The sequence below is a fragment of the Bradyrhizobium sp. USDA 3364 genome, assembly GCF_054056355.1.
On record NZ_JBSRYG010000002.1, the window covers coordinates 2009194 to 2029940 of the forward strand.

Below are 20747 nucleotides of genomic sequence, written 5' to 3' on the forward strand. Positions count from 1 at the left end.
CTTCAACCATTCTGGATGCGACATGCCGCACTCGTCTTTGCGCTGAAGACGTTTGCAGCCGCAATGCTGGCGTTCAACATCGCACTGCTGCTTGACATGCCGCGCCCGTATTGGGCGATGACGAGCGTTTATGTGACCACCAGCGTACTGACCGGAGCGACCTCCTCGAAAGCGGTCTACCGTATCCTGGGAACGCTGATCGGTGCGGCAGGAGCGGTCATCCTGGTTCCGAACCTCGTGGATGCGCCCGAACTGCTCAGCCTGGCGACCGCGCTATGGGTTGGCGCCTTCATGTATATCGGGCTCCTCGACGGCACGTCACGCAGCTACGTGTTCATGTTGGCCGGCTACACCATCGCAATTGTCGGATTTCCCGTTCTGGCGACGCCCGAATTCACGTTCGACGTCGCGGTCTCCCGTGTGCAGGAGATCACGCTGGGAATCATCTGCGCCAGTGTCGTTTCGATGCTGGTGCTGCCACGGAGCGTCGCCTCCGCCGTCGCGGGGCAGGCAGACGCCTGGCTTGCCGATGCTGGCCGGCTCGGCGCAGAAGTCCTAACCGATCGCGGCAGAGATCCCGAGCGCGACAGCGAACGCATGCGCCTTGCCGCTTCCGCGTCCGCAATCGACGAACTCTACGATCATCTCGACTATGAGTCCACCACTTCGGCGAACATCATACGCGGCCTGCAGCGCCTGCGCCGGCACATGCTGGCGCTGCTGCCGCTGTTCGCCTCGATTGAGGACCGCATCGCGGCGCTCGACTCCAGTGGTGGGATGCCAGCCAGTCTCGGCGCGGTCTGCGCCAGGATCGAGCGCTGGCTCGGTGAGGGCCGTCAGGATCGCGCGGAAGCGGATCTGTTGCGTGCGGTGCTTGCAGAAATGCAGCCGGCGCTGGACGGGGATGCGCCCTGGAGGGCGATCATGGCGGCCAGCCTCGTGGCCCAGCTTCGTAACCTCGTCGATATCATGCAGGATTGCCACGCCCTGCGCCAGGCGATTGCCGACGGCCGCGATCCGGAACGGCTTGCGCTCGCCTTCACCCTCGATGCATCGGGGCAAGCCGTTGCGCACCGCGATCGCGGCGTTGCGCTCTGGTCGGCCGCGGCCGCGACGCTCTCCATGCTGGGATGCTTTGCGTTCTGGATCGGCACCGGCTGGACGGACGGCACGACTGCAGCGCTGTTTGCCGCCATCCTCGGCACAAAACTCGCCAGCACGGATGAACCGCTTCCGACATTCCGCAGGACCTACACGCTGGTCGTCCTCGTCGTGATCATAAATGCGATCTACACGTTCGGCATCCTGCCGCGGATCACGACGCTCGAGATGTTGATGGCCGCGCTGATGCCGGCGTTCGTGCTGTTCGGATGGATGATCGCGCGTCCCCAGACGGCCCTTGTCGGCTCCCTGCTCGCCAACCTGATCTCCGTGCAGCTGGCGCTGCAATCATCCTACGCGGCGGACTTCGCGTCGTTCGCCAATTCCAGCATTGCGCTGGTGTTGGGCATCGGGCTCACGGGCGTCATATGCGGTATCGTTCGCTTCCTCGGGACCGGCTGGATCGCAAGAAGGTTGCTTCTGAGCAACCGGGAGACCCTGGCCGCGGTCGCCGCACGCAATTCGTCGCAGGATCGTGTCGCGGTCGCCAGTCTCATGCAGCATCGTCTCGCTCTGCTGGGCCAGCGCATTGCCGCGGTTCCCGCCGAGGCGAGGAGCGACGCCGCCAATCTTCGTCAGTTGCGGACGGCCCTGAGCATCATCGATGCCCGCCAGGCGAGCCTCGGCCTATCGCGCTCCGCAAGAGCGGCGATCGAAGCGCTGCTCGCGCGTCTTGCCGCGATCTTTGAAGCCCGGAGTGCCGGCCAGTTCCCGAACGAACTGCTCGGACAACTCGACGACACGATCGCATTCATACTGCACGAACTTGCGCGCGAGGCTCGCAGTGAGGCGCTCATCGCCCTTTCCGGAATCCGCTTCGGGCTGTTCCCGGACGCCCCGATCTACCAACCGTTGCCGCCAGAACCACGGGAGATGGCCGCATGACATACGAACTCGATCTATTCGGCGTGCTTGTTCCGAGCCTACTGCTGTGGAGTGTGATCGCCTTCGTGCTTGCGCGCATCGCCAGCAGGTTGATCGCGAGGGTCGGCCTGTATCGCGGGATCTGGCATCCCGCGTTGTTTGATTTCTCGCTTTTTATCTGCCTGGCCGCCGGCCTGGTCTTCGCATCCAAGGAGTTGCTCTCATGAAAGCCCCTGATTCATTTCCGAAAGCCTTATGGCGCGGGTTCACGATGAAGTGCCCGAACTGCGGTGAAGGCCATCTGTTCGGCCGCTTTCTGAAGGTGGTCGACAGCTGCGAGGCTTGCGGCGAGGATTACACGCCGCAACGCGCAGACGACCTTCCGGCCTATCTTGTCATCGCTGTCGTTGGCCACCTTGTTGTGCCGGCACTTCTTGCCGTCGAGATGGCCTATTCACCTCCCGTCTTGCTTCAATTGCTGATCTGGATACCCGTGACCGGGCTTGCGGCATTGTTTTTGCTGCAGCCCGTGAAGGGGACAATCGTCGGCCTCCAGTGGCAGACCGGCATGCACGGCTTCGAAGCCTCCAAACGCCGCCGGGATCAAGAAGCCCGCGATGGTGTTGCACCCCTGCCGAACCTCGTCTCCAAGGAGTTAGTGTCATGAAAGCCCTTCTTAAACCGCTGCGCCGCTTCGCTCCGACCGCTCTCATGGTGCTGCTCGCACTTTGGGCCGGTTACAAGCTGTGGGATTACTACATGGACGCGCCCTGGACCCGAGATGGTCACGTGCGGGCCGACGTGGTGCCTGTTGCGCCCGACGTCTCCGGCTTCGTCGCCGAGGTGCTGGTCAGGGATAACCAGCAGGTTCATCGCGGCGACGTGCTGTTCCGGATCGACCGCGCGCGCTACGAAATCGCGCTGAAGCAAGCCGAAGCGGTGCAGGATGGCAAGCGCGCCATGCTCGACAATGCCAACGCCGATCTGAAGCGCTACAGCGCGCTGACCCCCGGCGTGGTCGTCTCCACGCAGCGAATGGATCAGGTCACCGCCACCCAGGGCTCGGCGCAGGCCGCCTATGACCAGGCCGTCGCGGATGTTGCGCTAGCAAAACTCAACCTCGAGCGCAGCGAGGTGCGCGCCGCCGTCAATGGCATCGTCACCAATATGGAGCTGCGGCCCGGCACCTATCTGACGCCCGGCAAAGGCGTGATGGCGCTGCTCGATTCCGACACGCTGCACGTCCAGGGCTATTTCGAGGAGACCAAGCTGCAGCGCATCCATCTGGGCGACGCCGTCAACGTGCAGCTAATGGGCAGCCATCACACGCTGCGCGGACGCGTTGAAAGCATCGCGGCCGGAATCGAGGATCGCGATCGCAGCAACGGCCAGACGTTGCTTGCCAACGTCAACCCGACCTTCAACTGGGTGCGGCTGGCGCAGCGGGTGCCGGTGCGGATCGTACTCGACCGCTCCGAGCGTAGTGCGCTCGTTGCGGGCGCGACCGCAACTGTCGAGGTGCTTGGGTTTGCGCAGCATGGCGACCGCCACAACAGCCAGGCTCAGGCGACAACCTCGCAATACCCTGCCTGCAAGATGAGGCAACGCAGCGCTTGATGTCATAATTGCCATGGAGCTCACCACTACCACGATCCTGATCGCCTTTGCCGGCGCTTCCTGATCTGCTTCATGAAGGGCGCGTTCGGCGGCGGGTTCCCCATTGTCGGCATTCCCTTGTTGTCGCTAGTGACGGACCCGGTGACCTCCGGCGGGCTGCTGGAGCATTGTTCATCGCGATGGACGTGTTCGCGCTGCGTTACTGGAAGCCTTCGACATGGTCGAGGCGTCCTCAAGCTGCTAGTGCCGGGACTCGTGGCCGGCATCGGGCTCGGCTATGTGCTGTTTCGTGTGCTCGACCATCGGGCCGTCGCGATCATGATGGCGCTGACCACCTTGATCTTCGTCGCACTCTGGCTTGTCGGCGAATCGCAGGCGATCATTCGTCCGCGTTCGTGGCCGAAGGCGGTGGCGGCCCGTGTTGCCTCGGGCGTGACGACGATGGTTGCCCATTCCGGCGGGCCGCCGCTTGCGATGTATCTGCTGCCGCTCGGCCTCAGCAAGGAAGTCTATGCCGGAACGACAAGCATGTTCTTCACTGTCGGCAAGGCGCCTTGGCTGCTCTTGGTGCGGCCGGCCGAGAATGTCTAGATATTGATGGCGGCGTGCCTGCTCGCCTTTCCCAGCGTCGTGTGGCTTGGCTGGCGCTTGCACGGCAGGCTGGATCGGCGGCAGACATTTCGGACCTGCTACGCATTGCTGGTCCTGACCGCCTTGAAGCTGTTGTGGGACGGTGTTTCGGGGCTATCTCGCGTAGCTCATGGCGCCGACGCGGCGCGCCACTTTCGGGAAGAGCCTCGCAGACATACGCGGGTTGCTCCAGCTTCTTCGGCCTCGATAAAGCTACGGGACTGAGCATCACCAGACCCTGCGGCTAGAAAGCGAGCATAGGTCAATGGTCACCTTGTTCGGATTAAGCCGACTCTTGTCTATGAGCACGATGCCGGTGGCGGTCACTGGCAAACTCTCTCGACTTGAATATTCCTCCGCGCGTAACATCGCTCATCAATCATTCCCCGTTAGCAGGAGATTTTATCATGAGCATTTCTACATTTGCAGCGGCGGCCGCGCCGAGCCGCCGGCAGTTTCTGACCAGAGCGATCGGCACCGCCGCGGCTGGTGCAGCGAGCCTGTTCCCCGCACATCCGGCGCCGGCGGCTCTGGGTGAAGCCATCCGCACCTTCCGCATCGACATTCCGGAATCCGTCCTGGCTGATATGCGCGCGCGCATCACCGCGACGCGGTGGCCCGAGAATGAAACGGTTGCCGACGATTCGCAGGGCGTGCCGCTTGCGACTATGCAGGAGCTCGCGCGCTATTGGGCGGCCGGCTATGACTGGCGCAAGGTAGAGGCGCGGTTGAACGCGCTGCCGCAGTTCATCACCGAGATCGATGGATTGGATATCCATTTCATTCATGTTCGCGCGAAGCATGAAAGTGCGCTGCCGCTCATCGTCACACACGGCTGGCCTGGTTCGATCATCGAGCAGCTGAAGATCATCGATCCCTTGACCAATCCGACGGCCCACGGCGCACCCGCCTCGGACGCTTTTCATCTCGTGATTCCTTCCATGCCGGGCTATGGCTTTTCCGGCAAGCCAGCCTCGACGGGCTGGGATCCGGTCCGCATCGCGCGCGCTTGGGTCGTGCTAATGAAACGGCTTGGATATGCACGCTTCGTTGCGCAAGGCGGTGACTGGGGTTCGCCGGTCTCCAATGAAATGGGGAAGTTGGCGCCGCCGGAATTGCTAGGCATTCACGTCAACCTGCCCGGCACCGTTCCGCCCGAGATATTGAAAGCTCTGCAGAGCGGCGATCCCGCTCCGGCCGACCTTGCGGACGACGAGCAGAGCGCGTTCGACGAACTCAAGGTCGCGATCGCCAAGCGGCGCGCCTACGCCGCCTTCATGGCCACCCGCCCGCAGACGCTGTACGGAATTGCCGACTCTCCCGTGGGTCTCGCCGCCTGGATGATCGATCACGGCGACGGGTGGGGCCAGCCGGCTGTGCCGATAACATCGGCAATACTCGGGCGCCCCGTGAACGGACACGCCTCGGAGAACCTCACGCGTGATGACGTGCTGGATGACATCACGCTCTACTGGGTGACGAATACGGCGATCTCCTCGGCCCGCCTGTACTGGGAGAACAAGACCAACCTTTACCTGCCCGCCAACGTCTCCATCCCGGCCGCGGTGAGCGTATTCCCCGGCGAAAATTACCAAGCGCCGCGGAGTTGGGCGGAGCGCGCCTATCACAAGCTGATCTACTACAACCGCGTTGCGGCAGGCGGTCACTACGCGGCCTGGGAACAGCCGACTCTGTTCTCACAAGAAGTCCGCGCGGCGTTCGGGCCCCTGCGGTAGCAAGCCCGAGGCGCGTTGCTTTGAGCCAGCAAGGCTGATTCTCGCAATTTCCTGGTCGAGGTCCGCGACCTTGCCATCGAGGTCAGTCAGCAGGTCCAACATCAATCGGAACATGGCGTGGGCCGCTTTGGGAAGCGAGCTGGCCATGTCTTCTTCCTCGATCAGGTCGGTAAGCATCGCCACGTGCGACGGCCCCTTAGGTGCGACCCGACCATATTCAGTGAGGTGTCCCCGGATCGCGTTGATGAGCTGCGTTCGCTGCCGCACTAACAGGTCACGGGTCCGAAACACTGGACCCGCCGCCTGTTGCTGTTCGCTCTTCACGGCCACAAACCGCATGCTAGGCCGCTGCGCTGCTTCGCAGATCGCCTCGGCATCGATCGCGTCGTTCTTTTGCCGCTTCACAAACGGCTTACATAGGCGGGAGGGATCAGCCGAACTTCATGGCCAAGCTGCGCGAGCTGACGCGCCCAGTGATGGGCTCCGCCACATGCCTTCAGAGCCACCGTGCAACTCGGCTGGGCCGCGAAGAAATCCAGCAGCTTTCCTCGGCTGATCCGTTTGCTGAATACAACTCGCCCGTTCCCGTCCGCTCCATGAGCGTGGAAAACATGCTTGGCGATGTCCAGACCGATTATGCTAACTTCGGACACGGACGCCTCCCTTAAGTGGTGCTCAACACCTCCACTTTGGCACATCGATGCCGTCGGGCGGGGCGTCCACCCCATCATAAATCTTCGTCAATATCCGCTTCGATCCGATACCGAAGCCTCCGCAAGTTTCTTCACTTGAGTCCGATCACCATCGAGTCTGGACCGACCAGCGGTTCGATGCGCATCTCTGCAAAGCCTGCCTCCTTGAGCCAACCCATGCAGTCCGCCCCCGTAAAGTCGAAGCCTTCGCGGGTCTCAATTAGCATGTTCAGGCTCATCAGCAATCCAAAGGCATTGCGCCGACGGTCATCGTCGATGATCGGATCGTAGATGATCAACGCACCGCCGAACGGTAGCGCGTCGTAAGCCTTTCGTATCAGCGTCCGCTTTTTCTCAAGGCTCCAGTCGTGCAGAATATGCCCCATAATCAGCACATCGGCTGGTGGCATCCCCTGCGTGAAGAAATCACCTGCCTGGAATGAAAGGCGCCCGGATAGACTGAACTGCGCTGCGTAGGCGTCGAAATGCGGCCTCACCACTGGCAGATCGAAGCCGATGCCGGAGAGATGGGGATGCGCCCGTGCAAGCTCGACCGCAAGGCCACCCTGTGCGGTGCCGATGTCGGCGAAGCTCTTATAGTCAGCCCAAGGAAATTTCTCTGCAATAGCGTGCGCGGCGCCAAGACTCAATCCCGTCATCGCCTTGAGGAACTCTGAGAGGATCTCCGGGTTGCGGTATATCTCGTCGAACAGGTCGCGACCTTGCTTCGCTTCGTTCTGCGGCTCTCCGGTACGCAAGGCTTCGGTCAGCGTACCCCAGAATGGATAAAGCCGCGCGTTCGCCATTTCGAGTATTCCGCCGACATAGGACGGTTTGCGTCGGTCGAGAAATTGGGCGCCGGCCGGCGTGTTGGAGTACAAACCATCGTTACGTTCGAGCTGTCCGAGCGAGACCAGCGCATCGAGGAAGTCTCGGACGCTGCGCGGATGAAGCTTCAGCCGGGTCGTCAAAACGTCTGCGCTGAGCGGCCCGTTGGCCAGCAAAGTGAACAGCCCGAGTTCGACCGCGCTTAGCAGCGTCTTTGAGCCCCAAAAGGCGAAGCCGAGTTGCATGATGACGTCCGGCGTGACCGATACCGTCGTGTTGAGGTCTTTCGACTGACTTTGCTCGTTCATGGCTTGTTCTCCCGAGGGGTACGCAATGCAACCAGATTAGTTTCGGAGCGCGACGTTGGCCTTGGGGCCGTATTGATTTTTCATGCTCTTTCCATTGACATGCCGACTGCGGCCGGAGCCGCCCGCTGGAGCCGATAGGGTGCGCCTCTATTTCGAGAAGTGTGTGTTGGATACCGACCGGCGCGAGTTTCAGCGGGGCGAAAGCCTTGTGCCGGTGCAGCCCCAGGTTTTCGACCTCCTAGTCTATCTGATCGAGAACCATGACCGAGTGGTCACCAAGGACGACCTATTGGAGGCCGTCTGGAACGGCCGCATCGTGTCTGAATCGACGTTGATCAGTCGTATCAACGCGGCGCGCCGTGCGATCGGCGATGACGGCGACCAGCAACGACTAATTCGCACCATCGCGCGAAAGGGCGTTCGGTTTGTTGGCGAGGTAGAGAAGCGTCAGGCGGTTGCGAGTTCTTACTTACCTATCGAGAAGTCGCCCGAACCCTCAGCCTCAACAGTGGCGCTTGGGGATCGTCCGTCGATCGCGGTTCTGCCATTCACCAACATGTCTGGCGACACCGAACACGACTTCTTCGTAGACGGGATTACGGAAGACCTCATCACCGCGCTCAGCCGCATCCGGCAATTTTTCGTGATCGCACGCAATGCGACGCTCCGATACAAGCGCGAACTCCCCGATGTACGCGAGATCACGGCGACGCTTGGCGTACGCTATGTGGTCGAAGGCAGCGTCCGCAGGGATGCCGGACGCATCCGGATTTCTGCCCAACTCCTGGACGGTGGTACTGGCAATCACGTCTGGGCGGAGCGGTTCGATCGCAGGCTCGACGATGTCTTTGCCATTCAAGACGAGATCGCCCGGGAGATCGCTGGGCAGATCGAACCGGAACTGGGCCGCGCCGAATACGAGCGAACCAAGGCCACGCCCCCCGAAAACTTGGGCGCTTGGGAGCTGTTCCATCGCGGGATGGCGTTGATCGCGCAGCGCACGCGGGACGGAAATGTCGAGGCGCGACGGGTGCTCGAGCGCTCGCTCGCGCTCGACTCCGGTTTTGCGCCCGCTCATGCGGCGATCGCGTGGAGTCAGGCAGAGGATCTCTTCTTCTGCTACGCCGCGCATGACCCGAAAGATATTCTCGACCGTGCCCGCCGTGCGGTAGTGCTCGACGATCGGGACGCTTTATCGCATCTGGCGTTGGCTTGGGGCCTGACTTTCGATCGCCAACCAGAGTCCGCAGTCAATGCGGCGAGGCGCGCGATTGCACTCAATCCAAGCTTCGCGCACGCCCATGCGATCCTTGGCCGGATTCTGATCCACTCTGGCCGCTGCGAAGAGGGAATTCGACAGGTCGAATGGGCGCTCCGTTTGAGTCCTTTCGCTCCGAACGCACGCCAGTATCTCAACATACTCTCTATCGGATATCTCTATCTAGGTAATGACACTAAGGCCGTTGAACTCGCCCGTGAGGCCATCCAGGCATTCGACACCTGGGCGCCGCATATGATTATCACGTCAGCGCTTGGGCATCTGGGCGATCACGCAGGCGCAAAGCAGGAGATTCGGGAGACGCGAAAGCATCGACCAGATTTTTCGATTACCCAGGTGCTCCGGGATTACGTCGTCTTTGACGCAACTTCTCTCGATCGACTGCTGGCCGGACTTCGCAAAGCGGGCGTTGCAGAAACCTCGAAATCAGGCCAGACCTCCAGACGAAGCTAGAAAACTGACATATTTGCGGCGTGTCGGCAGGTATGCTTTGGGTCATTTTCGACGGATTCGGCGGCGGTCGTCGGTTGGTTGACGTCCGCTTCTGTGAAGGGTCTCGGACGCCGACCGCCGAATACGCGGCGCCGTCCCTCAAGCGGCGGCATCCGAAACCCTTCACAAAGGCTGCAGTCGGCTCCAGTGTGGGACGACTTCCGCTCAACCTCTCACCCCAGACTTGGCAGCGTAATTTCGCAGACAAGGCCGTCTTTGCCCCAGTCAAAGCGAACTTCCCCCTTCTGCTGGACGATCATCTGTTCGATGATGCGGCTACCAAGTCCTTTTCGCGTTGGTTCGTGCGCAACTGGACTACCTGTCTCCGTCCAGCGTAGTCGCAGTCCGCCGCCAACCTGGTGTGACCATTCCAGACGGACTTGGCCGTCGGGTTTGGACAAAGCACCGTATTTCGCTGCATTGGTCGCTAGTTCATGCATCGCTACCGCAATTGCTTGAGCAGCGTCTGGCGCTAATAGGGTTTGTGGACCGTCCGTGAACGTTCGCTTCCCATCGGAATAAGGAGCTAGTTCCTGTGTCGCAATCGCGGATATTTCCGCACCGATCCAACGCGTTTCCGCAAAAAGCGAACAAACATTTGCTAGTGCCTGGATGCGTCCAGCGATTATCTCTTTGAGACCTTCAGGCGAGTTCGACTGAGAAAGATTGACCGTTGCCATCGCGTTCGCGAGCAAGTTCTTGCTCCGGTGCTCTGCCTCTCGCGCCAAGGTCACGATCAGCTCCTGATTTTTCTTCTGCTCGGTAATGTCTCTCGCAATCTTTGATGCGCCGACGATTTTTCCGCTTGCATCCTTGACAGGAGAAACGGTCAGCGACACGACGATCAAGCTGCCGTTCTTGCGTTGCCGAACCGTCTCGAAATGATCGATGCGCTCACCTCGCCGGAGGCGCGTTAAAATCTCACGTTCTTCGCTGTGCCGATCTTGAGGGATCACAAGGGTAATAGGCTGACCAATGGCCTCGCTGGCGGAGTAGCCGAAGATGCGCTCAGCACCGCTATTCCAACTTGAAATGATGCCATCGAGATTTTTGCTAACGATCGCATCATCGCTGGAATCGATAATGGAAGCTAGCCAACGCAACCGCTGCTCGCTTTCGCGAAGGGCCGCTTCGATCTCCGTAGGCGTGGGCGCAATTCCCAGATTGGTCTTCTGCGTCATAAACGCCCCCAGACACGGCCAAGCTGCAAGACTATAGTACTTGTTCTAGGCCGTGAACCCAGAAATCTGCCGGGCCTACGGCTTACCAAAGTGCGCTATGCGCGGTAGCGACCAAAATCTGCAGCGCAGGTAAACGACGCGGTGCCCACACAAGGGGCTCCAAGCCGTGGAAGGCCCGCGAGTGGACATTGGGGATGCCCGCCGCCGTTGGCGCCACAAGTCGACCTTCAACGTCTTGATCGACGCCGAAGCGAATTGACGATTTCCTCTGCGGCATCCTGAAGCTCGCCGAGATGCCGGGAGACAAAGGCCTCGACCGAAAAGGCGGTTTTGAGCCAGACAATGTTAATCGATCCCAGAACCCGAGGTCCGTCACGCAGGGGAACCGCAATCGAAATCAGGCCGTCCGCATGCGGAGGTCGGCCATACCAGCCGCCGACATGTGTTGGATCGCGGGTTGCGTAGCCGCGCGCTCGTACCTCCGCGAGAATGGCATTGAGGCGCGCCGGCTCTCGCGCTAAGCGGTCTTCCGCTTTGCTTGATGTGCGCAGCATTTCGATAATTCGCTGCCGCTCTTTGGCAGGACAATAGGCCAGATAAGCTCGTCCAACTCCAGTCAGGAGCCAATTCACCTGTAATCCAATCCGCTCCTCCTGCAACAGGATCGGGCTGCGCGAACGGCTGGTTTCGCGGATTTCCATATGATCGCCGGCAGGCACCATCAAATCGGACGGCCAGGACACGCGTTCACACAATCGCTGAAGGATCGGTGCTGCGGCTTCCGCGATACGGTCACGATGCTCGCGACGCGAAGGCGCGTGCGCAAGCGTCGCGCCGATGCGGTAGCGCCCGTCGGCAAGGCGTCGCGTAACCAGACCCGATCGTGCGAGCGTGTGAAGGATCCGCAACAGGCTCGGTTTGGATATGTTCGTGAAGGCGTAAAGCTCTTGCAGCGACGAATCAGGCTGCATTTGAAGCGCTTGGAGCACAAGCAGACCGCGCTCCAAGCTCTTGATCACTTTCGGGCCCGCCATCGCTCTCCTGCGTTCCACAATGTGGAATGGCTGATTACACATTGTGGAATGTAGCGTTCCACGGAGCGTAATGCACGTCGATTTTTCTGGCAATCGCGGCCGTCACGTTAAAAGGTGGCGCGCCTGCAGGCCACGATTTGTAACTTCATATTCTCGTCTTCCGATGGAGACTTCCATGAAGGACCACCTGCTTTGCCGCATCCCTTTGTCGATCGCGACCCTAGCCCTGCTTGTGGCCTCGGCACCACACGCTGGCGCGCAGACGCCGTTTCCAACAGGAACGGTTCGATTCGTGGCCCCGTTCTCCGCCAGCACACCACCCGATATCATCAGCCGCATCGTCTCGAAGGAACTGACGGAATCCGAGGGCTGGCGCGTGATCGTCGAGAACCGGCCTGGCGGCGTCACCACCATCGCGGCGACCGACGTACTCACCCAGCCGGCGGATGGCAATAGCCTCTATGCGATGTCCGTTCCATCAGTCGCGGCGCCGTCGCTCGTGCCAAATATCTCGTTCAATCTCGACAAGGACTTCGATCCAGTCATCAAGGCGACCGTCTCCTACAACGTGTTGGTGGTCAATCCATCAGTGCCTGCCAAAACCGTCGCGGAGTTAGTGGCGCTTCTGAAAAGCCAGCCCGACAAGCTGACTTTCTCCTCTGGAGGTTTCGGCACGCCGGCGCATCTGATCGGGGAGCAGTTCAAGCTGCAGACTGGCACGCGAGCCCAGCACGTTCCCTATGCACAATTTCCGCAAGCGATCGGCGATCTGCTCAACGGCACCAACGCGTTCATGTTCATCACCATGTTGCCGGTGGTCGACCTGATCAAGACTGGCAAGCTGCGGGCGCTCGCGGTGACAGGTCCGAAGCGCGTGCCGATCCTCGCAGACGTTCCGACCATCGTGGAAGCCGGCTTCCCATCGCTGGTTGTCGAGGACTGGACCGGTTTTGCGGTCAAGCACGGCACTCCGAAGGAGGCAGTCGCACGGCTCAACGCTGCGATCAACAAGGCGCTGGAGAAGCCTTCGGTACGAGATGCGCTGGCGAAGATCGGCGCTGAAGCCGCAGGCGGCACGCCCGAGCAGTTCGGCCGGCTGGTTGGCGACCAAGTCGCGCACTGGCACAAGGTCGTCGCCGACGCCGGCATAAAGGTCCAGCAATAGTGACATCCGATTTTCGAGTTACCCTGCTCGGGACGGGTGTGCCAATCCCTCGTCCCGATCGTTTCGGCCCGAGCACGCTGATCGAGGCCGGCGATCGCACCATCCTGATCGACGCCGGGCGCGGCGCGACCATGCGCCTATTCCAACTTGGCATCCCTATCGGCAAGATCGACGCATTGTTGCTGACCCATTTTCATTCGGATCATACGGTCGGCATTCCCGATCTCTGGTTGACAGGCTGGCTGAGCTCGCATTTCGGCAACCGGCAGCGGCCATTCAATGTGATCGGCCCGGTAGGCACAGCGAGGCTGATGCATCATCTCGAAGAGGCCTATGCTCACGACATCGAGATCCGCGTCGAGGACGAAAAGCTCGCGCGAGAGCATGTTGCGATAGCGGTGCAGGAGTTTGACGAGGACGGCGTCGTCTACCAAGCCAATGATCTGCGCATCATCGCCTTCACGGTCGATCACGGCGATACCATCAAGCCGGCCTACGGCTATCGAATCGAGTACCGCGGTCGCGTGGCAGTCATATCAGGCGATACCCGCTATAACGCGAACGTTCTGCGCTACGGCGAGGGCGCCGACCTGCTGGTGCACGAGGTCGCGATGGCGCGGCCGGAGCTGCTGGGCGAAGCCTACATCCAGCGCATCGTCAATCACCATACTTCACCGCAAGAAGCCGGTCGCCTGTTTACCGAGACGCAGCCGAAACTCGCAGCTTTCACGCACCTCGTTATGCTCGCCAGCGACACGGTGACGGCACCGACTGTTGACGAACTGATCGCGGCGACGCGCGAGACCTATGCGGTGACCGCTTGAAGTCGGCGAGGATCTGATGAGCTTCGAGATCGGCGAGACGGTCATCGTCGGACGCACTTGCGTCTAGTGGGTGCCACTTTGTGTCATTCGCGCCCCGGTCGAGCGAGAAGCAAGTCCGGCCAGGTCCGAAAACGAAAGTTAGAGCATTAGCGGAGGCGCCATAAGTTATGGCGGGTTGATGGCGCTGCCCGAGACATGATTCAAGCTCGAGACCGGAGTCCCGAATCATGCGCTACGAACTCAGCGACTACGAATGGACCGCCATCAAACCGATGCTACCGAACAAGCCGCGCGGCGTTCGGCGCGTAAATGACCGTCGCGTGCTCAATGGGATCTTTTGGGTCCTGCGTTCAGGTGCGCCATGGCGCGATGTGCCGGAGAAGTACGGTCCCCGCACCACTTGTTACAATCGCTTCGTCCGGTTAATGCGACGATCTTGGCCCTGTCGAAAAGCGGAACGCCGATTAAGCAGATCGTGCGCCAGACTGGTCATAGCAGGAAGCTGGTTCGTCAGGTGATCCGTGGCGAACGCCACGATGTCCGGACCTGGCAGAGTTCGCTCGATCAGCACCTGCCATGGCTCGACGACCAACGGGCCGCCGGCCGCCGAAACGGCGCTGACTTTGGGGCGCCTAAAGGCGCGCGGCTTCCGAGGCTCTCTTCGTGTCGTCGCAGAATGGGCAACACGCAGGCGGCGGCTCGAAAAGGCCGACGCACAAAACTTTCACCGGATCCCGTCGGCCAGAACGATCGCTCGTCTCATGACGATTGGACGTGATATGCTCTGGAAGGCAGAGACGGTCACTGTCGCAGCGATCGAAGCTGGCGTACCAGCCCTGGTCGAGGCACGCGAGATCATCGCTGAATTCCATTTGACAATCCGGCGCAGAGCCGCCGCCGAGCTGTCACCGTGGATCGAGCGCGCTCGCGCCAGTTTCGTTGCCTCATTTGCCCGCGGCGTCACGAAAGACGAAGCGGCGGTTCGGTCGGCGATCACCTTACCTTGGTCCAACGGACAGACGGAGGGGCAGATCACCCGCCTCAAACTCGTCAGGCGGCAAGCGTACGGCCGCGGCAAAATCGATCTGCTCCGGGTCAAGCTATGGGCAGAATAGAGTGGAGTTGCACCAAGATTGCGTCAGAGCCTGCGTTGGACGCTGATCGGAGGGCGCAAACGGCTCGCCGATTTACAGAACGTTAGCCTGCCACCTGCGAGGCAGCCGACATCAATTCCTGCGGGCTCGGCGCCGCGAACATGCGTTGGCCGCCTTCGGGAACCTCGGTAAAGGTCCAGCGGACGATCCCCTCACGGTCGATCAGGAACTGCCCGAATAGCTGGCCCTGGCCGGTTGCTGCCATGCGCTGATCCGCATCCGTTAGCTCGTAACCGTCCTTGTTGTTGAGGTACTCGGCAGCCGCCAAACGATTCATCGGTCCGGACAATTCTCCGGGCAGGTCAACCTGCATGCTCATGACCACATCCATGCCGACCTTGCGCGGCCACTCGGTCTCCTTCTCAGTGAATTCGATATTGGGCAGGCCGAACGCGCGGTGCGAGAGCCGTTCAGGATCGGACGCGGCGAGCAGGTTGGGCAACGGATGATAGCGGAAGTAGAGCCGCGCGCGTTCGATCGGCGTATTGACGACCGTGAGGCTCTCGACGCCCTTGTCGCGCAGAGCGACGTCAAGTTGCGCCTGTGCTGCGATATGGCGCCGGCAGAACGGGCAGTGCAGGCCTCGATACATGCCGACTAATATCGGACTATGTCCGCGAAAATCTTCGAGCGCGATCTTTCCGTCGCGTGTGATGGCGTCCAGCACGATGTTCGGTGCACGATCGCCCGGTTGAAGCGGTCCATCAACATGATGTTCTGACATGGTGAACTCCTTCAAATTGCCTAGTCAAGAAATGGCAGTACGATCAGCCCGGCGGGATCAAGTCCGTGGCGGGCGCAGACGTCGTGGGCCATCGCGAAGTATTGCTCGGCCTCTGGCATGTCGCCTCGATCAAGGTTCAACGTCGCCAGGCCATCATAGCATGGAAACAACTGCTGCGGCTCGCCGGTTTCGCCCGCCACCGCGATAGCCTCATGGTAGCATCGGGCGGCCAGATCCGGCCGGAAATGGCATTGATGGATTTGCCCGAGCACGATCAAGGGCACGGGGAGATGCTCGCGCTGATCGAGCGCACGGTCGATTTCGATCGCCTTTTCGGCAGCCGGCACCCCCTCGTCGGTACATCTGTCCGTGAAGGTGCAGCAGGCAACGGCAAAATTGGCGAGAAGGCGCCTGGAAGCCGAGATCACCGATACGACGCGCAACATCGAGCCCGCGCCGGCAAACCTGCACGGCTTTCGCCGGGTCGACAATCGTGTAGAGCACACCGAGATTGGTGTAGCCGCGGCACGCCACGTTGAGAAGGCCGGCGGCTTCCGCGGCCGACACACTTTGCTCCACTTCGCGCACCGCCTCCTGGTGCCGCCCAAGCCGCGCCAGTGCAACCCCCTTGGTGTTGAGAGCCTCCGCGATGGCGCGCGCCGCCTCGAGCCGGGTTTGCTGGCCCGCGTCCGTCGGCACGGATCGGGCGTAGCCGAGCGCCTCATCTGCCCATCTCGCGGCAGCCACGTGATCGCCCGTGCGGAACGCGAGGCGGCCGCGCTCCTGCAGGAGGTGCGCCCAGTCGATGGGTGCGTCGGTCCCGCCAAGCAGTTCCGCCGCCTCGGCATAATGCGTCTCTGCCTTGATCCGCTTGCCGGCGTCCCACAGCAATCGGCCAAGCTTGCGAAGAATTCGGGCTTCGGCGACGCGATCGTCCTGAGCGCGGTGCTCCTCCAGCGCGCTCTGATAGTGCTCCTCGGCGATGTTGCGCCGGCCGGCCACGCCACAGAGGTCCGCAATCTGCTCGTACAGGACCAGGCGTTCCGGCTCCCGCTCGCCGCTGGTCAACAGCAGGGCGAGGGCCTGCTGATATAGACGAATGGCATCATCGTTGGCATAGGTCGCGCGTGCGCGATCGCCAGAGGCGCGCAGATAGCGCGCGCCTTTGGACTTGCTCGCGCTCAGGCTGAAATGGTGTCCGAGCAGGATGAGGTCTTCGAGCCGCTCGGGCTCGTTGCCATAGAGTTGCTCCAGAGCGTCGCCAATCCGTCCATGAAGTTCGATCCGGCGCTGCAAAAGCAGGTTTTGATAAATCACATCCTGAAGCATGGTTTGCGTAAAACGGTAGGATCGCAGCGCAATCGAGTTCGAGCCCGCGACCTCCTCGACGATCTCGGCGTCGCACAGAAGTTCGAGCCCTGCTTCGACCTTGCCCCGCTCGGTTGCCGTCGCACCGAGAAGAGCCGCATCAAAGCGGGGGCCGATCACCGCGGCCTCCTGGGCCAACCGTCGCACCTCACGCGGCAGCCGGTCCAGGCGCGCCAACAGGAGCGCCTGAATGCTTGCCGGGATATCTGCGGCGGCCTCGTCCGAGTTGATCCGCCACTGTGAACCGTCACGCTCCAGGCTGCCAGCCTCGATGAGGCCACGGATGATTTCCTCAAAGAAAAGCGGATTTCCGCTCGCGCGCTCGAGGATTAGACCGAACAGATTTCCCGGCGCCTCACGCCAGCCGTTGCTGAAATAGGCTTCGAGCAGCTGCCGTCCGTCAGCGTCGCCAAGCGGAAGCAATCGAAGGGTCGTGTGGCTGATTCGTCCCGAGCCGAACTGATCCAGTTCCAACATTGGCCGATGCGTAAACAGCAGCATCAGCCGTGTACGCTCCAGCCGGTCCATCAGGAAGCGCAGCGCTTCCAGAGACACCGCGTCGGCCCAGTGCAGATCCTCGACAATGATCAGAAGCGGCGACAGGGCCAGACGCCGTTCGAAGACGGTGCGGATCGCAAAGAATATCTGCCTCCGGAGCTGCTCGGGCTCGACGTGCTGCAAGGCGGCGTCGGGGTCACCGAGACCGAGTACGTGGATATAGAGCGGCATCAGGCGATCGGCCTCCTCGGCCGCTAGGCCGAGCTCCGACAGCGCTTCAGCAAACTTGGCTTTGGCCTCTGCGATGGTTGCCTTCTGGGCGATGCCGTAGGCGCAGCGCAACACGGCGGCGAGTGTGCCGTAGGATTGTTCGCCTAGCGGCGAGCAGACGACGCGCCGGATCGCCACGCCTGTGAAGCGGTCTTCATCGCGGGCTCTGGCAACGAATTCATTCACCAGACGCGTTTTGCCGATGCCGGCTTCGCCGACCAACCGGACCAGTTGCGCCGCGCCGCCGCACGCGAGATCGAGGCTATCGACCAAACGGGCAAGCTCGGCGTCGCGCCCGATCAGCGGTGCACTCAGGCCGAGCATGTCGAGGCCTCGGGCGGCACGCGGTGTGTCGAGCGGCCCCTTCAAACGATGGACAAACACGTTACCCATCTTGCCTTTGAGCGCAACCTCGCCAAGGGATTCATACGAGAACGCGTGCCGGGTCAAACGGTAGGTCAGCGGCCCCACGTACACGTCGCCGGGGGGCGCCATCGACTGAATTCGTTGCGCTGTATTCACCGTGTCGCCGGTCACTGAATAGGACTTGGCAACGCCTACGCCCAATCCGCCTGCAACGACGTGTCCGGTGTTGATGCCGACATGGAGCAGCAGCGGTGAACCGGCGTACGCTTTCGCACGTTCGCTGAGGCGCATCGTCCGGCTGTTCATGTCGAGCGCGGCACGGACCGCCCGCTCCGGGTCGTCTTCGTGCGCAGCCGGCGCACCGAACAGCGCGAGCAGCGCGTCGCCGATGAACTTGTCCACGAACCCGCCAAGGCTTTGCACCGCTGCCGTCAGTTCCTCGAACAGTTCGTTCTGAAGTGTCTGCATAATCTCAGGGTCGAGCCGCTCGCTCATCGTGGTGAAGCCGCTGAGGTCGGCAAACAGCACGGTAATGGTACGGCGGTTGGCTTCGCTGTCGATCTTATCTGACTGCAGTCGAAATGCTTGTTGAGCGTCGGCCATCGCATTCGGGGGTGAGCGATGGTGAGGAGGCCCTGACCGGGACTGTCACCCCGCTCGTCTGCATCGCCGCCTGCCCGCCGGCTTTGGGAACGTCGCTGACGAGGGCGCCGCATTTCGGGCAATACGCGAAATCGGGTGCACATGCATAACCGCAGCCGGAGCATATGTTCGGCTGCTTCGTGCCGCACTTCGGGCAAAAAGCAAAGCCTCTCTGAACCTCGGAACCGCAACAAGAGCAGCTCATGGGTCAAGACCTCCCGGGAGCCGCGATGGCGCATCTGCTGGACCTTTACGGAGCGGCTCCGGCATCTCAGCAAGAATGGGCCAGTCGCGGCGGAAGAGCAAGCCGCGGTTAGCAAGCGTCGATGGTTGAGAGGGCTCAGAGCGCCCGCTTCTTACGATCGGTGGAAATAGCTGCGAAATTGGCGGGGCTAACGGGGGCGACCACCACCGTCGGAAGGAAGGGCACACGTTCGGATCGTGTTGGGCGCGCCAGTTCTTTCTTATTTTTCAGCGCGATAGGTGCGCCGGGACTGAAACTCCCGCTCTGGTTCATTCCAGTGAGTAAGCAAATCTGCAGAAAGTCCTCGCCGAATGCAGATTGGTTTGGCAACTGACGGTTCGTTGGATGCTCGCCTGTTAAGAACAGCGATCGTGGCGCGATGTCCATTGCTCGTTGGATTCCATTCGACGATCTGCGCGATTATCTGAACGGGCTGCCTGGACCGGTGCTGACAACGACGTCACCCAGCGATGCGAGCTTCCGAAGACTATTTCTCCTGCCCCAAGGAAGAGCTGCAGCCGGCCTGTCTGGCGATTTATGATCGTGAGAAAGCCAAGGGAACCGAGCTGCCGGCCATCATCAGGCTCTTACGCGACCATGTAGAGCGCGAGGAAGAGCGCCTCAGGATGAGCAACAAAATGAATATGAGCAATGGCGCGAAAAGGATCGAATCGCGGGGGAACAGCGGCTTCTGTCGGGCGCTGATTGTAAATGGAGACAGTTAGCGAGATCGCCCGACTGGCACTGCCGGCACGAACGTCCGGCTGTAGCGGCTCTCGCCGACAAAGGACAGGATGTGGGACCTCTACCGCGAAACCACGGTCTACGGTCCGTAGTGGTTCGCTTATCGGGAAATTTCAGAACCGGCGTGACGCGTCGAAAGTCGTCGCCCAAGTGGCGTATAAGCCCGATCAGCTTTAGCTGGCTGCCAGGCTCTGCCGCGACGCCTTCCCCTTCAGCGATCACACCTCCCTTTCCACCGTGATGATCACCCCAATCGTGCAACAGGCTGTTGCACGATTGCAGCTACAAGGAGTGTCCGTGTCGAACCCTGCCTACCTAACGATTGATGAAGTTATAGAGCGCTATCGTGGCCAAATCAGCGAAGGCACATTCCGCAACTGGCGATCCCTGCGAATCGGACCGTCGTTCATCAAGATCGGCAAAGTGCCTCTCTATCCGGTCGACGAGCTCGATCGCTGGGATCGATCCAACCTGATTGTGTGTCGACGATCACGAACCTTGCAGACGAACGAGTCAGCCATTGCAAAGCCGGACGCATCCAGCTTTTGAGCATTTTTTCCGAATGGTGTAGAGTTAGTAGTGAACCAACGTGCTCTCAATATCCCCAGCATGACTAGACGTTGTCGAGGATGAAGGACACGTTGGATCACAGACTCCCGGCCCCAAACCCATACCCCAGCGATTTCGCGCTCTGACAAAAATACTTTCTAGTTCAACGCGATATCATCTGACGGAAGATTGGTGCACAAACATCCCACTCGCCGCCCATCTGCACGCACAATCATGGTTCATCATTCCCAAGCAGTGATTGAACGTGATTCTTATAGCCTCGGATGCTTTCCAGCAGAACGGTCAACAGGTCCTGCGTGCCATGAGAGAGCTCTCCGGCCCTACTGCAATACGCGACTTCTGCGCCAAAAGGGGCA

At 60.9% G+C, this 20747-nt stretch carries 16 protein-coding genes and 4 pseudogenes; 13 read left to right on the forward strand and 7 right to left on the reverse strand.

Annotated elements, in window-relative coordinates; genetic code table 11:
* Nucleotides 1-15 precede the first annotated feature (15 nt).
* From ACVILL_RS09355 to ACVILL_RS09380, 6 genes are all read left to right on the forward strand, one after another.
* Nucleotides 16-2046 (forward strand): FUSC family protein, encoded by a 2031-nt coding sequence (locus ACVILL_RS09355; protein WP_456734219.1) that lies wholly within the window; start codon nt 16-18, stop codon nt 2044-2046.
* Nucleotides 2043-2252, forward strand: a complete 210-nt coding sequence (locus tag ACVILL_RS09360) for a DUF1656 domain-containing protein (RefSeq protein ID WP_456728795.1) — start codon at nt 2043-2045, stop codon at nt 2250-2252. Before ACVILL_RS09355 ends, ACVILL_RS09360 begins: the two co-directional genes overlap by 4 nt.
* Complete coding sequence (locus ACVILL_RS09365) at nt 2249-2692, forward strand: DUF983 domain-containing protein (RefSeq protein ID WP_456728796.1); 444 nt, start codon at nt 2249-2251, stop codon at nt 2690-2692. The genes ACVILL_RS09360 and ACVILL_RS09365 overlap by 4 nt, the downstream gene beginning before the upstream one ends.
* Entirely contained in the window at nt 2689-3642 is a 954-nt protein-coding gene (locus ACVILL_RS09370; RefSeq protein ID WP_456728797.1) for an efflux RND transporter periplasmic adaptor subunit, read from the forward strand. Before ACVILL_RS09365 ends, ACVILL_RS09370 begins: the two co-directional genes overlap by 4 nt.
* Before the next feature lie 72 nt (nt 3643-3714).
* The gene (locus ACVILL_RS09375) at nt 3715-4233 is read left to right on the forward strand and encodes a TSUP family transporter (RefSeq protein WP_456728798.1); all 519 of its coding nucleotides are present in this window, start codon (nt 3715-3717) and stop codon (nt 4231-4233) included.
* Nucleotides 4234-4679: 446 nt separating this feature from the next.
* Nucleotides 4680-6008 (forward strand): epoxide hydrolase family protein, encoded by a 1329-nt coding sequence (locus tag ACVILL_RS09380; protein ID WP_456728799.1) that lies wholly within the window; start codon nt 4680-4682, stop codon nt 6006-6008.
* A 200-nt stretch (nt 6009-6208) separates the two neighbouring features.
* On the opposite strand, the pseudogene ACVILL_RS09385 reads toward ACVILL_RS09380, so the two are convergent.
* Nucleotides 6209-6661, reverse strand: a pseudogene (locus ACVILL_RS09385) (IS110 family RNA-guided transposase); the annotation flags it as partial.
* Nucleotides 6662-6792: 131 nt separating this feature from the next.
* The gene (locus tag ACVILL_RS09390; protein ID WP_456728800.1) at nt 6793-7836 is read right to left on the reverse strand and encodes a methyltransferase; all 1044 of its coding nucleotides are present in this window, start codon (nt 7834-7836) and stop codon (nt 6793-6795) included.
* 139 nt (nt 7837-7975) lie between these two features.
* On the opposite strand from ACVILL_RS09390, the gene ACVILL_RS09395 reads away from it, so the two are divergent.
* Nucleotides 7976-9568 (forward strand): winged helix-turn-helix domain-containing protein, encoded by a 1593-nt coding sequence (locus tag ACVILL_RS09395; protein WP_456728801.1) that lies wholly within the window; start codon nt 7976-7978, stop codon nt 9566-9568.
* A gap of 212 nt (nt 9569-9780) precedes the next feature.
* Here the strand turns inward: ACVILL_RS09395 and ACVILL_RS09400 are convergent, their stop codons facing one another.
* Nucleotides 9781-10788, reverse strand: coding sequence for a PAS domain S-box protein (locus ACVILL_RS09400; protein ID WP_456728802.1), 1008 nt, complete (start codon nt 10786-10788; stop codon nt 9781-9783).
* Nucleotides 10789-11015: 227 nt separating this feature from the next.
* A complete protein-coding gene (locus ACVILL_RS09405; protein ID WP_456728803.1) occupies nt 11016-11822 on the reverse strand; it encodes an IclR family transcriptional regulator domain-containing protein in 807 nt (268 codons plus the stop codon).
* A 292-nt stretch (nt 11823-12114) separates the two neighbouring features.
* Here ACVILL_RS09405 and ACVILL_RS09410 point away from each other — a divergent pair, with 292 nt between their 5' ends.
* The 4 genes and pseudogenes from ACVILL_RS09410 to ACVILL_RS09425 form a co-directional block, all read left to right on the forward strand.
* Nucleotides 12115-12987, forward strand: a complete 873-nt coding sequence (locus ACVILL_RS09410) for a Bug family tripartite tricarboxylate transporter substrate binding protein (RefSeq protein WP_456728804.1) — start codon at nt 12115-12117, stop codon at nt 12985-12987.
* Between the two features lie 38 nt (nt 12988-13025).
* Nucleotides 13026-13811 (forward strand): MBL fold metallo-hydrolase, encoded by a 786-nt coding sequence (locus ACVILL_RS09415; RefSeq protein WP_456728805.1) that lies wholly within the window; start codon nt 13026-13028, stop codon nt 13809-13811.
* A gap of 227 nt (nt 13812-14038) precedes the next feature.
* Nucleotides 14039-14233 (forward strand): annotated as a pseudogene (locus ACVILL_RS09420) (transposase); the annotation flags it as partial.
* 2 nt (nt 14234-14235) lie between these two features.
* A pseudogene (locus ACVILL_RS09425) lies at nt 14236-14926 on the forward strand (transposase); the annotation flags it as partial.
* A gap of 82 nt (nt 14927-15008) precedes the next feature.
* Here the strand turns inward: ACVILL_RS09425 and ACVILL_RS09430 are convergent.
* The 3 genes and pseudogenes from ACVILL_RS09430 to ACVILL_RS09440 form a co-directional block, all read right to left on the reverse strand.
* Nucleotides 15009-15689, reverse strand: coding sequence for a redoxin domain-containing protein (locus tag ACVILL_RS09430; protein ID WP_456734220.1), 681 nt, complete (start codon nt 15687-15689; stop codon nt 15009-15011).
* A gap of 20 nt (nt 15690-15709) precedes the next feature.
* Nucleotides 15710-19038, reverse strand: a pseudogene (locus ACVILL_RS09435) (adenylate/guanylate cyclase domain-containing protein).
* 135 nt (nt 19039-19173) lie between these two features.
* Entirely contained in the window at nt 19174-19464 is a 291-nt protein-coding gene (locus tag ACVILL_RS09440) for a hypothetical protein (protein WP_456728806.1), read from the reverse strand.
* An 83-nt stretch (nt 19465-19547) separates the two neighbouring features.
* Here ACVILL_RS09440 and ACVILL_RS09445 point away from each other — a divergent pair, with 83 nt between their 5' ends.
* Both ACVILL_RS09445 and ACVILL_RS09450 read left to right on the forward strand, forming a co-directional pair.
* Nucleotides 19548-19802, forward strand: a complete 255-nt coding sequence (locus ACVILL_RS09445) for a hypothetical protein (protein ID WP_456728807.1) — start codon at nt 19548-19550, stop codon at nt 19800-19802.
* Between the two features lie 316 nt (nt 19803-20118).
* A complete protein-coding gene (locus ACVILL_RS09450; RefSeq protein ID WP_456728808.1) occupies nt 20119-20370 on the forward strand; it encodes a helix-turn-helix transcriptional regulator in 252 nt (83 codons plus the stop codon).
* Nucleotides 20371-20747: the final 377 nt, after the last annotated feature.

Bases quoted from the DNA above. Each gene is read 5' to 3' on its own strand.
- ACVILL_RS09355 (WP_456734219.1), top strand. From the start codon at position 16: ATGCGACATGCCGCACTCGTCTTTGCGCTGAAGACGTTTGCAGCCGCA.
- ACVILL_RS09360 (WP_456728795.1), top strand. From the start codon at position 2,043: ATGACATACGAACTCGATCTATTCGGCGTGCTTGTTCCGAGCCTACTG.
- ACVILL_RS09365 (WP_456728796.1), top strand. From the start codon at position 2,249: ATGAAAGCCCCTGATTCATTTCCGAAAGCCTTATGGCGCGGGTTCACG.
- ACVILL_RS09370 (WP_456728797.1), top strand. From the start codon at position 2,689: ATGAAAGCCCTTCTTAAACCGCTGCGCCGCTTCGCTCCGACCGCTCTC.
- ACVILL_RS09375 (WP_456728798.1), top strand. From the start codon at position 3,715: ATGAAGGGCGCGTTCGGCGGCGGGTTCCCCATTGTCGGCATTCCCTTG.
- ACVILL_RS09380 (WP_456728799.1), top strand. From the start codon at position 4,680: ATGAGCATTTCTACATTTGCAGCGGCGGCCGCGCCGAGCCGCCGGCAG.
- ACVILL_RS09390 (WP_456728800.1), bottom strand. From the start codon at position 7,836: ATGAACGAGCAAAGTCAGTCGAAAGACCTCAACACGACGGTATCGGTC.
- ACVILL_RS09400 (WP_456728802.1), bottom strand. From the start codon at position 10,788: ATGACGCAGAAGACCAATCTGGGAATTGCGCCCACGCCTACGGAGATC.
- ACVILL_RS09405 (WP_456728803.1), bottom strand. From the start codon at position 11,822: ATGGCGGGCCCGAAAGTGATCAAGAGCTTGGAGCGCGGTCTGCTTGTG.
- ACVILL_RS09430 (WP_456734220.1), bottom strand. From the start codon at position 15,689: ATGTCAGAACATCATGTTGATGGACCGCTTCAACCGGGCGATCGTGCA.
- ACVILL_RS09440 (WP_456728806.1), bottom strand. From the start codon at position 19,464: ATGGACATCGCGCCACGATCGCTGTTCTTAACAGGCGAGCATCCAACG.
- ACVILL_RS09445 (WP_456728807.1), top strand. From the start codon at position 19,548: ATGCGAGCTTCCGAAGACTATTTCTCCTGCCCCAAGGAAGAGCTGCAG.